Raw genomic sequence first — 14,525 nt, 5'->3', positions numbered from 1 at the left:
TAGTTCGTTTTGCTTGAATTTAGCAAACGGATTTTGTCTATACATTTGGCAATATTATGAGCAAGGGCAACAAGGGTAAAATCGATATCTATTTTGGGTAGTTATCTAAAATTAAATCGCTTGAAATGCTTGTTTTGCACTACATTGAAAAAAATGGCTCTGGTTTCACACCTCTTTTAGAGTAGATTTCTAATGCTTAAAAATAGCTAATTATAGAAAAAACTACCCTGGAATTCCTTTTCAGACATCCTCTTTTTTCTAGTTCCTGTTCGTTTTTTATCTTCCCTTTCATGATAATTATCATTTCAAATCATTTCAAATCGATTTATTTTTGATTGCTAAAATTAGACTGTCATGAAAAATTCTTTGATTCAAAAATATAATGTTCCAGGCCCACGATACACTAGTTATCCTACCGTTCCATACTGGAATGAAGCTGATTTTTCATACGAAGATTGGATTTCATCTTTCAAAAAATCATTCATAGAAAGTAATTCATCCGAAGGAATCAGTTTGTATATTCATCTTCCGTTTTGCGAAAGCCTGTGTACTTTTTGCGGTTGTAACAAACGAATCACCAAGAATCATGATGTTGAATCACCTTATATTCAAGCGGTTTTAAAAGAATGGCGTTTGTATAGCCAACTTCTTGACGAAAAACCAATCATTAAAGAAATCCATTTAGGTGGAGGAACACCTACTTTTTTTTCGACAAAAAATTTAGAAAACTTAATTAACGGGATTTTTGCTTATGCAGTTAAAGCTGAAAATTACGAATTTAGTTTTGAAGGACATCCAAACAATACTACTCACGCCCACTTGCAAAAACTTTACGATTTAGGTTTTAGAAGAGTGAGTTTTGGCGTTCAGGATTATTCCGAAAAGGTACAAAAAGCCATTCATCGCGAGCAGGCTTTTCACAATGTTGCTAAAGTAACTTTTTGGGCAAGAGCAATTGGTTATACCTCGATTGGTCACGATATTATTTTTGGATTGCCATTTCAAAAAATTGAAGATGTTGTAGATACTATCGAAAAAACAAAATCATTACAACCCGACCGACTGGCTTTTTACAGCTATGCTCATGTACCGTGGATAAAAGGAAATGGACAACGCGGTTTTAAAGACGAAGACATTCCTAAAGACAATGAAAAGAGAATTCTGTATCAAGTAGGCAAAGAATTATTGCTAAAAAATGGCTACCACGAAATAGGAATGGATCATTTTGCCTTAGAAACCGATAGTTTGTACCAATCTTTTAAAAATGGTCAATTGCATCGTAATTTTATGGGCTACAGTTCTTCTAAAACCAAATTGATGATTGGTTTAGGCGTTTCCTCTATTAGCGACAGCTGGTATAGTTTTGCCCAAAATGAAAAAAGCCTAACTGATTATTACCAACTTTTAGAATGGGATAAATTGCCTGTTTTTAGAGGACATTTGTTAACCGATGAAGATCTTATCATCAGAAAACACATTCTGAATTTAATGTGCCAATTTGAAACCAGTTGGGACAATAGCTCAACTCATTTCAAAGAAATTCCCACAGTTTTAGAACAATTGCGGGAAATGGAAAATGATGGCATCCTGATAATTAAAGAAAACGGAGTTCAAGTAACCGATAAAGGCAAAGCCTACGTTAGAAATATATGTATGGCATTTGATTTACACCTAAAGCGAAAAGCTCCCGAAACAGCTTTGTTTTCAATGACGGTTTAAAATAAAAACAAACCTCGTTTAAGACTATTTAAACGAGGTTTGTTTTTTGATAATGATATAATAGATTTAGCTTAATCTACTTTGAAACCTTGAATATTAACAACATTTAAAGCATTCAAAAATTCCAAAAGATGTTGATTGAATTCGTCGGGTTGTTCTAAATTAGAAACGTGACCTGCATTTTCTATAACTTGTAATGTTGCTCCTTTAATAGATTCCTTCATCGCTTCTGATTGAGCAAGTGGCGTTACCATGTCATCCTTTCCGCAGATAATCAATGTTGGAATATTTATTTTACCCAAAGTAGAACAAGTTTCGGAACGTTCAGCAAGTGCTACTAATCCTTGTTGGATAATATGTTCCGAATTAGAGTACACAACACTACTCAATTTTTCTACCAATTCCTTTTTGTTTGTGAATGAATCTTCATGGAAAACTTTTTTAATAAAGCCTTCATTAAAATTCGCAACACCATTACCCTCTATTTCACTAATGGCCTCATAACGTTTTTCTTTTACTTCAGGAGTATCGGCGATGCATTGAGTATCGGCTAAAATCAATGCTTCAAAGCGATCCGGAAATCGTTCGTGCGCATTTAAAGTTATAAATCCACCCATAGACAAACCACAAACAATGGCTTTTTCAATGTTTAACTGATCCATAAATGCTATTAAATCGTCAGCAAACAAATCAATACTTAGAGGCGATTGCTCATCCATTGACTTACCAAATCCTCTAATGTCGCAAGCAATTACACGATAAGCTGATTTTAAAAAATCCAATTGTCCTTGCCACATCGATTTATCAAAAGGGAAACCGTGTAGAAAGATAACGGGAATATTTCCTTCTCCCAGATCATCATAAGACAAATCAAAGTTATTTACAGGAATTGTTAAATTGAAACCTTTATTTTCTGTTTTCATAATATGTACTTTTAAATATTTATTTTGTAATGGAATGTTTATCCAATTACTATTTCTAACATTTGTAAAGTTACTGTTGAATTATACAGCTGGCTTACATGATTTCCGATGAGAACTATATAATTCACACCCATACAATTACGATTTTTTAGTTTAACTAACAAAAAGTCATTCCTAATTATTGATAAGAAAAAAATTGAATGAAAAATAATAGCTCTAGTTTATGTCTAAAAACAAAAATCTAAAAGAAGAAAATCAGAACTTACAAATGCAATAACGAAAAGAAATATTCTGAATTTTTGAAAAGCTTAACTATTCTAAATCACCCAAGTTACAATTCTCTATTTGGAAAATTAGTAATTTAAGGAACTAAAAGAAATGGTAAAGTAGAAAAATTATACCGTTTAGAAATTATAGCGCTCCTACCTTAATCTTAGGCGATGCCTATAAAAACAATAGGCACGCCTAACTAATAGTATGGCGCGCCTACCTTAATCTTAGGCGATGCGTTTAAAAACAATAGGCACGCCTACCTAATAGTATGACGCACCTATGATGATAGTATCATTAATAGTTATTGTAGAGGGACAAAAGATACTGTTTTGGATAAATCAAATCTCTTTCTCCATCACATAATCTTCCATCAAATAACCGTGTTCCAATTCAATATCAATTTCCTGAATGATTTTGAAACCTAATTTTTGATAGAAAGTCAAAGCCTTATTGAATCGGTTGACATTTAATAAAAGAGAATTTGAGTTATTTTCTTTTGCGAATTGAGCAATACTATCAATCAACAACTTCCCAATTCCTTTCCCTTGAGTTTCTGGAAGAATGTATATTTTATGGATTTTGGTAGTACTTCCATTTTTATAATGATGTTCGAAAGAAGCAAAACCTAAAACAGTATCTCCTTCCTTAGCTAGAATAAACTCCTGTCCATTTTCTATATTCTTTAGCAAGGCTGCATCGGAATAAAAAGCGTTGAGCATATATTTTAATTGTTCTGGTGATAAAATTCCACCATAGGTAATCGGCCAGGTTTTATGGGCTATTTCGGTAATACAATTTAAATCGGCAACGGTAGCTTTAACAATACGTATCATTGGTTATTCGGTAGTAAAAACTCTATTTTCTTGTTCGCTTACACGTATAAAAGTGGTTCTTTTAGTCAATTCTTTTAGTCGGGAAGCGCCCACATAAGTACAGCTGCTACGCAAACCTCCCAAAATATCCAAAACGGTATCTACCACATCACCTTTAAATGGAAGTTTTACTGCTTTTCCTTCACTGGCTCTGTATTCAGCAACACCACCCACGTGTTTGTTCATAGCTGTGGTAGAACTCATGCCGTAAAATTGTTTGTATTTTTTACCATTAATTTCCAATAATTCTCCCCCACTTTCGGTATGTCCAGCGAGCATTCCGCCCAACATGACAAAATCAGAACCCGCACCAAAGGCTTTAGCCACATCGCCCGGAGTGGTACAACCACCATCACTGATAATATGTCCGCCTAATCCATGAGCGGCATCGGCACATTCGATAATTGCCGAAAGTTGCGGATAACCCACACCCGTTTTTATTCGAGTAGTACAAACTGAACCTGGTCCAATACCTACTTTTATAATATCGGCACCAGCTAAAAGTAATTCTTCCACCATTTCGCCAGTAACCACATTACCCGCAATGATTACTTTATCTGGAAATTGTTTTCGGGTTTGTTTTAAGAAGTTCACAAAATGCTCCGAATACCCATTGGCAACATCAATACAAATAAATTTCAATAAGGGATTTGCAGCAACAATTTCGATTACTTTTTTGAAATCATTTTTTCCAGTTCCTGTACTAACTGCTATGTAATCATAAAAATCAGGTGAAACATTTTCAAGAAATGCACTCCATTCTGAAACCGAATAATGCTTATGAATAGCCGTGAACAATTTGTGCTTCGCTAATTCTGCGGCCATTTCAAAAGTTCCTACTGTATCCATATTGGCAGCCATAATAGGGATTCCATTCCATTTAGCAGTACTGTGCAAAAAGGTAAATTCCCTTTCTAAAGAAACCTCAGCCCTACTTTTTAATGTAGAACGTTTGGGTCTAATCATTACATCTTTAAAGCCTAATTTTAGATCGGTTTCTATTCGCATAATTATCACTTTTTAATCCATTATTAGAAAATAACTTTTGTTTTTCTTAAAAGTAATGAATTTTATCCGAGAATTATGCAAAATAAAAAACAGTTTATCAACTAACTATTAACCGTAAAAAATTACGCAAAGATGCACAAAGACATCACAAAGATTCGCTAAGCTTTCTATTTGAAATGCGTTATAACTTCATTCAACTTGACAAATCTGAAAAGACTGAATACTAATCCCGAAGCTTGGGTGAACACTGATTACTAATTACTGATCACTGAAACCTATCCGTGAATGGTTTCATTTTTTCCGTAATTAGAAATAATGGATTCTTCGAATTCCAACCATTCTCTCCAACGTTTTTCTACATCAATTCCTTCGCCATATTTTCGTGCATAGGTAATAAAAGTAGTGTAATGTCCTGCTTCGCTTTCCATCAATTCTCTATAAAAAACAGCCAATTCTTCGTCTTGAATGTTTTCTGAAAGTACTTTGAAACGTTCGCAACTTCTGGCTTCAATCATTGCCGAAAAAAGCAATCTTTCGACTAAACCAGAAACACGGCTTCCATTACCACTTTTTCTCATGTATTGGTACAATTCGTTTACATAATCGTCTTTGCGTTCGCGACCTAACTTTAATCCGCGTTTGATGATGATGTTATGCACTTGTTCGAAATGATCGATTTCTTCTTTGGCTAAAGCCAATAAATCTTTAACCAAATCCTGGTGTTCTGAATTATTGGTAATAATAGTAATCGCGTTTGTAGCCGCTTTTTGCTCGCACCAGGCGTGATCGGTCAGGATTTCTTCTATGTTTTTCTCTACAATATTCACCCATCTTGGGTCGGTTGGTAATTGTAATCGTAATACGCCCATTTCTAAAGTTATGAGTTATAAATTATGAGTTATAAAAGCAAAAATCGAAAGTCAAAAAATTATACTTTCGACTTTCGACTTTAAAAATTTGGTAATTTATTTAATTAGAAAACAAAAATAGCTCTTTCGCTCATCATTTCGTTTACTTCTTCAGCTACTTCTTCGATAATATCTTCGTTAGTATGATTTGTCAATACTTTGTCAATCATAGCAACAATAGTTTCCATATCTTCTTCTAACAAACCACGAGTTGTGATTGCAGCAGTTCCCACACGGATACCAGAAGTAACAAATGGAGATTTGTCATCAAATGGAACCATATTTTTATTTACAGTAATTTCTGCTTTTACTAAGGCATTTTCAGCCTCTTTTCCAGAAATCCCTTTATTTCTTAAATCAATTAACATCATGTGGTTATCCGTACCTCCAGATATAATATCGTATCCTCTTTTTACAAAAGCATCAGCCATTGCATTAGCATTCTTTTGCAATTGACGTGCATAAGTAAAGAACTCATCTTGCAAAGCTTCACCAAAAGCAATTGCTTTAGCAGCAATAATGTGCATTAATGGTCCACCTTGGTTTCCAGGGAAAACAGCTAAATCTAATAAAGAAGACATCATTCTCACTTCTCCTTTTGGAGTAGTTAATCCCCATGGGTTTTCGAAATCTTTCCCCATCAAGATCAAACCACCTCTTGGCCCACGTAATGTTTTGTGAGTTGTAGTAGTTACAATGTGACAGTGAGGAATTGGATCATTCATTAATCCTTTAGCAATTAAACCAGCTGGATGAGAAATATCAGCCATTAAAATTGCACCTACACTATCAGCAATTACTCTAAAACGCTCAAAATCCATATCACGAGAATAAGCCGAAGCTCCAGCGATGATTAATTTTGGCTGCTCTTTAGTTGCAATTTCCTGGATTTTATCATAGTTCAAACGACCTGTTTCTTTTTCAACACCGTAGAAAACCGGGTTGTAAACACGTCCTGAAAAGTTTACTGGAGAACCGTGAGTCAAGTGACCACCGTGAGATAAATCAAAACCTAAAATTTTATCACCAGGCTTCAAACAAGCGTGAAACACTGATGCATTAGCCTGAGAACCAGAGTGTGGCTGAACATTAGCATACGCAGCACCAAACAATTCTTTAGCTCTATCAATTGCAATTTGCTCAATAACATCTACCACTTCACAACCGCCATAGTATCTCTTTCCAGGATACCCTTCAGCATATTTATTTGTCAAAACTGAACCAGCAGCTTCTATTACTTCATCACTTACAAAGTTCTCAGAAGCAATAAGTTCTAAGCCATGTATCTGTCTGTCTTGTTCCTCAAGAATAAGTTCAAAAATTTGTTTGTCGCGTTGCATTTTTTAGATTTTAAATAATTTAGCGCAAAAATACAAAAAAACGTTTGCTAAACAGTTAGATTATGATATATTTGATATATAATTTTCAACAAAAAATTAACAAAATATGCCAATAACAGCTAACGATACTAAAAGAAAATCATGGATTGAAGTCCCTGAAAATAGTGATTTCCCAATCCAGAACATTCCTTTTGGGGTTTTCTTAACCAAAGAAAACGTTGTAACGGTAGGAACTCGCATTGGTGATTCGGCTATTGATTTAGGAGCATTACAGCAATTGGGATACTTTTCGGGTATTGAATTAACGGATGATATGTTCATTCAAGACACTTTGAATGATTTCATTTCTGACGGAAAAAAAACCTGGCGACTAGTTCGCAATCGTATCGCAGATATATTTGACCAAAACAATCCTAAGTTACGTGACAATGCGGGTCATAAAGACATCATTATTTTTAAAATAGATGAAGTAGAAATGCAATTACCTGTATTAATAGGCGATTATACTGATTTTTATTCGAGTAAAATCCACGCTTCTAATGTAGGAAAGATGATTCGCAATGAAGAAAATGCTTTGTTACCTAATTGGCCTCAAATGCCTATTGGTTATCACGGAAGAAGTTCAACAATAATCCCTTCAGGAATACCAGTTCACAGACCTATTGGACAAAGCTTGCCTCCAGAAGGATTAACACCGGTTTTTGGCGCTTCTCGTTTGATCGATTTCGAATTAGAAATGGCCTTCATTACCACTGATGCCAATGTAATGGGAGAAATGATTCCTATTAATGAAGCCGAAGATTATATTTTCGGAATGGTTTTATTAAATGATTGGACGGCTCGCGACATTCAAAAATGGGAATACATGCCTTTAGGTCCTTTTTTATCTAAAAACTTTGCAACTTCAATATCTCCATGGATTGTGACCATGGATGCTTTAGAGCCATTTAGGGTCGCCAGTCCAAAACAAAATCCGAGTCCGCTTCCCTATTTGCAACAAAAAGGAAGACATGCTTTTGATATCAATCTTGAAGTGAGTATACAGCCTGAAAAAAGCGAACCCACTATAGTTTCTAAATCCAATTTCAAACACATGTATTGGACTATGAACCAACAATTAACACACCACACCTCTAATGGTTGTCGAGTAAATTCGGGTGATATGATGGGTTCTGGAGCGATTTCTGGTCCTACTGAAGACAGTTATGGTTCGATGTTAGAATTGACCTGGGGGGGAGAAAAACCACTAAAACTGAATGATGGTAGTGAACGTAAATTTATCAATGACAATGATACAATTACTTTGAAAGGCTTTTGCGAAAACAGCCAAGTTCGTATTGGTTTTGGAGAAGTTTCCAGTAAACTGCTTCCTCCATTTGTTAGAAAATAAAAAAAACAACAACATAAAAAAAGTCCCGTTTGAATTTTTAAACGGGACTTTTTTATTGGGACAAAAGTAAAATATTACTTGTTTCCTTTTTCGAAATCAGCAATAAATTGAGCTAATCCAATATCAGTTAATGGGTGTTTCAACAAACCATAAATTGCAGAAAGTGGTCCTGTCATAACATCTGCACCAATTTTAGCACAGTTTACAATATGCATTGTGTGACGAATAGAAGCTGCAAGAATTTGAGTTTCGTAACCGTAGTTATCATAGATATCTCTAATTTCCTGAATCAAGTTCAATCCATCAGTAGAAACGTCATCTAATCTTCCTAAGAATGGAGAAACATAAGTAGCACCCGCTTTAGCAGCCAATAAAGCCTGACCTGCTGAAAAAACTAAAGTTACGTTAGTTTTGATTCCTTTGTCAGAAAAATATTTAGCAGCCTGAACACCTTCTTTAGTCATAGGCAATTTAACTACGATTTGCTCGTGTAATTCAGCTAATTCTTCACCTTCTCTTACCATTCCTTCAAAGTCCAAAGCATTTACCTCAGCACTTACATCACCATCAACAAGATTACAAATGTCAACATAATGTTTCAAGATGTTATCTTTTCCTGTGATTCCTTCTTTAGCCATTAAAGATGGGTTAGTAGTTACACCATCTAATACACCTAAAGATTGTGCTTCTTTAATTTGAGCTAAATTAGCCGTGTCAATAAAAAATTTCATAATTTATATATTTAATTGTTTTTAGATTATTCTTAAAAAGTGTTTATTCAACACTTAAAATTTATTCAATGCTTGCAAATTTACAATTTATAATGATTCATCAGCATTTTTTCATAAATTTTATCTGGTAATATGCGTTTTAACACAATAGAAAATTTTTGCATAAACGCACCTACCTTGTAATGAATTTTAGGATTCTTGGACTGAATGACATTATAAACTGCTACAGCCATATCATCTGGGTTGCTTCCAGTATCTACATGTTGATCCATCATTTTCAATGTCATTCCGTATGGAGCTTCGTAAGCCGAACCTTTTATCAAAGGGGCATGAAAACGTCCCGAAGCAATATTAGTAGCAAAATCACCCGGTGCGACATTGGTAATATTGATTCCGAAAGATTTTACTTCCATGTTCAAACCTTCAGTAATTAACTCTAAAGCACCTTTCGATGCCGAATAAACGCTTCTATACGGCAACCCCATGTATCCCGCAATGGAAGTAACATTGATAATTAATCCTGATTTTTGTTGGCGCATTTGTGGCAACACCGCTTTCATAACCTCAATAGGTCCGAAAAAGTTAGTCTCGAAATTATTTTTGATTTCTGAAGTTGGAATTTCTTCCAAAGGACCTGTAATCCCCACTCCTGCATTGTTAATCACTACATCAATTCTTCCCGTTGTAGCAATTATTTGAGCAACAGCAGCCTGAATGCTTTCTACATTTCGAACATCTAAAGTCACCAGAGGAAAAACCGAATTCAAAATAGTTTGCGGATTTCTACTGGTTCCATAAACAATAAAACCTTTATGGTGTAAAAATTCTCCAATAGATTTTCCTATTCCCGAAGAACCTCCAGTAATTAATACAACTTTGCTCATTTTTTTAAGTTAAAAGTTATGGGTTATGGGTTATGGGTTATGGGTTATGTGCATACACCTAACTCCTAACTTCCAACTCTTACACATCCCAAAAGGGCAAAAATAAAAAAATCCTCCCGAAGGAAGACTACTTTTGTTTTAATTCTGAAAAAGAATCTGATTCGCCGCGGCGAACAGATTAAAAAAAATGGCAAGCGACCTACATCGCACCGCTCAACCACGTACCCTTGCTATGTTCCCATCCTGGGGGAGTCTGCAGGAGCTGGTCGTGTAGGACTTGCCGGTGCAAATATACAATCTTTTTATATTTTTGCAAGCCCTTTTGTATGCTTAAAATAACATTGTATATTAGAGCTTTTAAAATTTACAACATGAAAAAACATAACTTACTATCTTTCATTTTATTAGCAACACTACTTTCTAATTGTGGAGATACAAAAAATAGAGAAAATACTATATTTAATTTTGATTCTTCTAAAATTTCGGCACTATATCAGCCACAAGAAACGCTTGACTTGACTATTTTAAACCCAAAATCCAAACAAGTTGATAGTATTGTGTACTATGTTAATGATACCAAAGTTAAAACCGTAAAAGGACATGAAAAGCTTTCTTTCGAATTAAAAGGTCAAAAATTAGGCTACCAAAACATCAAGGCTTTAGTTTATTTTGAAGGCGAAAATGCCGAAACCACTACCAGAATTGAAGTTGTTTCTAATGTAACTCCTAAATTGTTAAAATACACTATTGTCAATACTTATCCTCATGATGTAAATGCTTTTACTGAAGGTCTTGAATTTTACAAAGACACTTTATATGAAAGTACAGGCTCTGGAACCTCCAGTTCAGGGGATGTTTATAAATCTTTTTTAAGAAAATACGATTACAAAACAGGAAAAATTTTCAAACAAATTGATTTAGAAAAGGATAAGTATTTTGGTGAAGGAATCACTTTTGTCAACGGAAAAGTTTTTCAATTGACATGGCGAGAAAAAACAGGTTTTATTTATAATGCAGAAACATTAAAACTGGAGAAAACTTTTGCTTACGACAAAGACATTGAAGGCTGGGGAATGACTAATGACGGAAAACACATCTACCAATCGGATGGAACAGAAAAAATCTGGAAAATGAATCCTGAAACCCAACAAATGATTGACTACATTAATGTGTATTCAGGAAATTCTAAAATTAAATCTGTTAACGAATTAGAGTTTGTTGATGGTAAATTCTACGCTAACATTTTTGAAAAAGATGCTATAGCTGTAATCAACTCCACAAACGGTGCTGTAGAAGGAATTATTGATATGTCTGGTTTGAGAAAATTAGTTAAAGTAACCCCACAAGACGTTTTAAATGGAATTGCTTACAATCCAAAAACCAAAACCTTTTTTGTAACTGGAAAAAACTGGGATAAAATGTTTGAAATTAAAATTTCTGAATAACATAGCTTATTAATCATTAAAATTACCGTTATAATCAACTTTATACTTTTGAGTTCAATTGTACTTTGGCTTTGTGCAAAGATTTTTTAAAAGCCATGTTTATTGACTTTAGCCAAAATCAATATCGAATTTAATTTGGTTGCATTACCTATAATTTTGCCAAATGAATAGCAAAAATCCGTTTACCTATTTTTGAACAAAATCAGAGAATTATAAACTACCCCAAAGCCGTTTTAATCATCTTTTCTCGATAAACTAATAAGTACTCGATGTATTTTTGGAAATTTTTTAAAAAAAAGAGGCTGCTTTTTCGGACAGCCTCTTAATAAAAAAACTAAATTCTGCATTCTGGACACCGCCACCTACTCTTCTTCTTTCTGCCCCATCATCATCAGATAGGCTTTCAGGAATTCGTCGATTTCACCGTTCATCACGCCATCTACGTTACTGGTTTCATAACCGGTACGAACATCTTTGACTAATTTATAAGGTTGCATCACGTAATTTCGGATTTGCGAACCCCATTCTATTTTCATTTTTCCGGCTTCGATATCGGCACGTTGTGCTTGTTTCTTTTTCAATTCGATTTCGTACAATTGAGAGCGAAGCATTTGCATGGCACGCTGTCTGTTGTCTTGTTGCGAACGGGTTTCAGAACACTGAATCTGGATCCCTGTTGGTTTATGATACAGCTGCACTTTAGTCTCTACCTTATTTACGTTCTGTCCTCCGGCACCACTAGAGCGTGAGGTGGTAATTTCGATATCGGCAGGATTAATGTCAATTTCGATACTATCATCCACCAATGGATATACGTAAACGGAAGCAAATGAGGTATGACGTTTTGCATTACTGTCAAATGGAGAAATACGCACCAATCGATGCACACCATTCTCCCCTTTAAGATAGCCAAAAGAATAATCGCCTTCAAACTCTAGTGTTACGGTTTTAATTCCCGCAACATCGCCTTCCTGATAGTTGAGCTCTTTGATTTTGAAACCGTATTTTTCGCCCCACATCATGTACATACGCATCAACATCGAAGCCCAATCGCAACTTTCGGTTCCACCTGCACCCGCTGTAATTTGCAAAACAGCACTTAAGGTATCTCCTTCATCCGAAAGCATGTTTTTAAATTCGATGCTTTCAATATGGTTTTCAGTGAGTTGGCGTTGTTCGTCCAATTCTTCTGACGTGAGTTCGCCTTCCTTGTAAAATTCGTAGGCGAGTTGTAATTCGTCTGCTAATTCAATGGCTTTGTTATAGTCTTCAATCCACTTTTTTTTGTTTCGAAGATTCTTTACAATAAGTTCCGCTTCTTTGGCGTTGTTCCAAAAATCTGGAGCAAAGGTTTTTTCTTCTTCGTTAGAAATTTCGATAAGTTTAGCATCGACGTCAAAGATACCTCCTCAACGCACCAAGGCGCTCCACAATACCTTTAATTTGTTCGGTAGTTGTCATAAATTATGTAATTTTGTTGCGCAAAAATAATAAAAAAAATCACGTAGGGGCTACAGTCAATGTATCTCTATAAAAAATATAAAAATGCAAATAAATTTAGTTAGTGATACGGTAACAAAACCGTCCTACGAAATGCTTCAGTATATGTTTAATGCCGAAGTGGGTGATGATGTTTACAAAGAAGATCCAACTGTTACGGAGTTAGAAGAACGAGTGGCGGCTATTTTTGGAATGGAAGCGGGCTTATTTTTTCCTTCGGGGACGATGGCTAATCAAACGGCAATAAAACTACACACCCAACCAGGCGAACAATTAATTGCCGATAAATATTCGCATATTTTTCATTTTGAGGCAGGCGGTGTTTCTTTTAATAGTGGTGTTTCCTGCTGTTTGCTGGAAGGAAACCGCGGCATGATTACAGCCGATCAGGTGGCTGGAGCGATTAACAAACCTGATTTTTACCACAGTCCGTTGACGAGTTTGGTTTGTTTGGAAAATACAACCAATGTTGGAGGCGGTGGTTGTTATGAAATAGAAGAAATAGAAAAAATAAAAGCGGTTTGCGAGGCTAACAATTTGAAATTACACTTAGATGGCGCCAGAATTTGGAATGCTTTGGTTGCCAAAAGGCAAAGTCCTAAAGATTTTGGAAAACTATTTCATACTATTTCAGTTTGTTTTTCAAAAGGATTGGGAGCGCCCGTTGGATCAGTTTTATTGGGCGACAAAAAAACCATTCAGCGTGCTTTGCGAATCAGAAAAGTATTGGGAGGCGCCATGCGACAATCGGGTTATCTGGCGGCAGGAGCGATTTATGCTTTGGAAAACAACATTAAATTATTAACAGAAGACCACCGACGTGCTAAAGAACTAGCCAATGTATTGAAGAAAAAAAGTTGGGTAGCAACAATAGAACCTGTAGAAACCAATATTTTGATTTTTTCGTTAGTTCCAGAATACAAAGACGAAGTTTTGATTGAAAAATTAAAACAAAAAAATATCTCAATTAGTGCCATTGGTAATCGAAAACTACGCATGGTAACGCATTTAGATTATCGAGAAGTAATGCATACTTATGTGATTGAAACTTTAACGAAGTTATGAGTTAAGAGTTATGGGTTAGGGGTTAAGTGTTAAGTGTTATGGAAAAAAGTTATAAGTTAAGAGTTAAGAGAAATCAAGACAATGAAGAACGCACAGCTTTTAACTTATAACTCCTAACACTTAACCCTTAACTTTTTACTTAAAAAGATTGTCCATTCCAGGAATCATGGGCATATCCATTTTAGCAACAGCATCCAGTTCCGCTTCGTTTACCTTAGTTGCTTTTTCGATGGCTTTATTAATTACTAAAATGATGTAATCTTCCAGTTGTTCTTTGTCTTCTAATAATTCATCAGCAATAGTGATGGATTTTATTTTTCTATTGGCAGTAATTGTTACTTTCAATAAACCATCTGTACTTTGTTCGTCAACAAGAACAGTATCCAGACGTTTTTTTGTTTCTTCAATTTTATTTTGGGTTTCTTTTAATTTACCCATCATTCCCATTAAATCCATTTTTACTTTTT

Annotated in this window: 13 protein-coding genes and 1 other RNA gene; 4 read left to right on the top strand and 10 right to left on the bottom strand. The window is 35.0% G+C overall.

Features of this window, described 5'->3' with window-relative positions; all coding sequences use genetic code 11:
* Positions 1–354: 354 nt before the first annotated feature.
* A complete protein-coding gene (hemN, locus tag AAGV28_RS06905) occupies positions 355–1,719 on the top strand; it encodes an oxygen-independent coproporphyrinogen III oxidase (protein WP_373406088.1) in 1,365 nt (454 codons plus the stop codon).
* Positions 1,720–1,790: 71 nt separating this feature from the next.
* Here hemN and AAGV28_RS06900 read toward each other — a convergent pair whose 3' ends face one another.
* The 5 genes from AAGV28_RS06900 to glyA all read right to left on the bottom strand — a co-directional run bounded on the left by AAGV28_RS06900 (position 1,791) and on the right by glyA (position 7,043).
* Complete coding sequence (locus AAGV28_RS06900; protein WP_373406087.1) at positions 1,791–2,642, bottom strand: alpha/beta fold hydrolase; 852 nt, start codon at positions 2,640–2,642, stop codon at positions 1,791–1,793.
* Between the two features lie 611 nt (positions 2,643–3,253).
* Positions 3,254–3,748, bottom strand: coding sequence for a GNAT family N-acetyltransferase (locus tag AAGV28_RS06895; protein ID WP_373406086.1), 495 nt, complete (start codon positions 3,746–3,748; stop codon positions 3,254–3,256).
* A gap of 3 nt (positions 3,749–3,751) precedes the next feature.
* Positions 3,752–4,795, bottom strand: coding sequence for a GMP reductase (gene guaC / locus AAGV28_RS06890; RefSeq protein ID WP_373406085.1), 1,044 nt, complete (start codon positions 4,793–4,795; stop codon positions 3,752–3,754).
* A 275-nt stretch (positions 4,796–5,070) separates the two neighbouring features.
* Complete coding sequence (locus AAGV28_RS06885; protein WP_373406084.1) at positions 5,071–5,664, bottom strand: MiaE family protein; 594 nt, start codon at positions 5,662–5,664, stop codon at positions 5,071–5,073.
* Positions 5,665–5,768: 104 nt separating this feature from the next.
* Positions 5,769–7,043, bottom strand: coding sequence for a serine hydroxymethyltransferase (gene glyA / locus AAGV28_RS06880; RefSeq protein ID WP_373406083.1), 1,275 nt, complete (start codon positions 7,041–7,043; stop codon positions 5,769–5,771).
* Positions 7,044–7,149: 106 nt separating this feature from the next.
* Here glyA and fahA point away from each other — a divergent pair, with 106 nt between their 5' ends.
* Positions 7,150–8,433 carry a fumarylacetoacetase gene (gene fahA, locus AAGV28_RS06875; RefSeq protein ID WP_373406082.1) on the top strand — a complete coding sequence of 428 codons (1,284 nt, stop codon included), beginning with the start codon at positions 7,150–7,152 and terminating at the stop codon, positions 8,431–8,433.
* 74 nt (positions 8,434–8,507) lie between these two features.
* On the opposite strand, the gene fsa is transcribed toward fahA, so the two are convergent.
* The 3 genes from fsa to ffs all read right to left on the bottom strand — a co-directional run bounded on the left by fsa (position 8,508) and on the right by ffs (position 10,331).
* The gene (gene fsa, locus AAGV28_RS06870) at positions 8,508–9,164 is read right to left on the bottom strand and encodes a fructose-6-phosphate aldolase (protein ID WP_373391935.1); all 657 of its coding nucleotides are present in this window, start codon (positions 9,162–9,164) and stop codon (positions 8,508–8,510) included.
* Between the two features lie 80 nt (positions 9,165–9,244).
* On the bottom strand, positions 9,245–10,048 hold the full coding sequence (locus AAGV28_RS06865; RefSeq protein WP_373406081.1) for an SDR family oxidoreductase: 804 nt from the start codon (positions 10,046–10,048) through the stop codon (positions 9,245–9,247).
* 185 nt (positions 10,049–10,233) lie between these two features.
* Positions 10,234–10,331, bottom strand: an RNA gene (gene ffs, locus AAGV28_RS06860) — signal recognition particle sRNA small type.
* 88 nt (positions 10,332–10,419) lie between these two features.
* Here ffs and AAGV28_RS06855 point away from each other — a divergent pair.
* Positions 10,420–11,493, top strand: a complete 1,074-nt coding sequence (locus AAGV28_RS06855) for a glutaminyl-peptide cyclotransferase (protein WP_373406080.1) — start codon at positions 10,420–10,422, stop codon at positions 11,491–11,493.
* Positions 11,494–11,855: 362 nt separating this feature from the next.
* On the opposite strand, the gene prfB is transcribed toward AAGV28_RS06855, so the two are convergent.
* Positions 11,856–12,954, bottom strand: a protein-coding gene (gene prfB, locus AAGV28_RS06850; RefSeq protein WP_373406079.1) for a peptide chain release factor 2 whose coding sequence is annotated in 2 segments (ribosomal slippage) — positions 11,856–12,890 and positions 12,892–12,954 — 1,098 coding nt in all. Because the reading frame shifts where the segments join, the coding sequence is not laid out codon by codon here.
* Between the two features lie 84 nt (positions 12,955–13,038).
* Here prfB and AAGV28_RS06845 point away from each other — a divergent pair.
* A complete protein-coding gene (locus AAGV28_RS06845) occupies positions 13,039–14,058 on the top strand; it encodes a threonine aldolase family protein (RefSeq protein WP_373406078.1) in 1,020 nt (339 codons plus the stop codon).
* Between the two features lie 135 nt (positions 14,059–14,193).
* On the opposite strand, the gene AAGV28_RS06840 is transcribed toward AAGV28_RS06845, so the two are convergent.
* A complete protein-coding gene (locus AAGV28_RS06840) occupies positions 14,194–14,514 on the bottom strand; it encodes a YbaB/EbfC family nucleoid-associated protein (protein ID WP_373391698.1) in 321 nt (106 codons plus the stop codon).
* Positions 14,515–14,525: the final 11 nt, after the last annotated feature.

Source organism: Flavobacterium zubiriense, assembly GCF_041729725.1.
Classification (GTDB): Bacteria; Bacteroidota; Bacteroidia; order Flavobacteriales; family Flavobacteriaceae; genus Flavobacterium; species Flavobacterium zubiriense.
This window is presented reverse-complemented; position numbering and strand designations above follow the sequence as displayed.

Coding starts and splice junctions, on each gene's coding strand:
- AAGV28_RS06885 (WP_373406084.1), bottom strand. CDS start 5,664: ATGGGCGTATTACGATTACAATTACCAACCGACCCAAGATGGGTGAAT.
- hemN (WP_373406088.1), top strand. CDS start 355: ATGAAAAATTCTTTGATTCAAAAATATAATGTTCCAGGCCCACGATAC.
- AAGV28_RS06855 (WP_373406080.1), top strand. CDS start 10,420: ATGAAAAAACATAACTTACTATCTTTCATTTTATTAGCAACACTACTT.
- AAGV28_RS06865 (WP_373406081.1), bottom strand. CDS start 10,048: ATGAGCAAAGTTGTATTAATTACTGGAGGTTCTTCGGGAATAGGAAAA.
- fahA (WP_373406082.1), top strand. CDS start 7,150: ATGCCAATAACAGCTAACGATACTAAAAGAAAATCATGGATTGAAGTC.
- AAGV28_RS06845 (WP_373406078.1), top strand. CDS start 13,039: ATGCAAATAAATTTAGTTAGTGATACGGTAACAAAACCGTCCTACGAA.
- AAGV28_RS06840 (WP_373391698.1), bottom strand. CDS start 14,514: ATGGATTTAATGGGAATGATGGGTAAATTAAAAGAAACCCAAAATAAA.
- AAGV28_RS06900 (WP_373406087.1), bottom strand. CDS start 2,642: ATGAAAACAGAAAATAAAGGTTTCAATTTAACAATTCCTGTAAATAAC.
- glyA (WP_373406083.1), bottom strand. CDS start 7,043: ATGCAACGCGACAAACAAATTTTTGAACTTATTCTTGAGGAACAAGAC.
- guaC (WP_373406085.1), bottom strand. CDS start 4,795: ATGCGAATAGAAACCGATCTAAAATTAGGCTTTAAAGATGTAATGATT.
- AAGV28_RS06895 (WP_373406086.1), bottom strand. CDS start 3,748: ATGATACGTATTGTTAAAGCTACCGTTGCCGATTTAAATTGTATTACC.
- fsa (WP_373391935.1), bottom strand. CDS start 9,164: ATGAAATTTTTTATTGACACGGCTAATTTAGCTCAAATTAAAGAAGCA.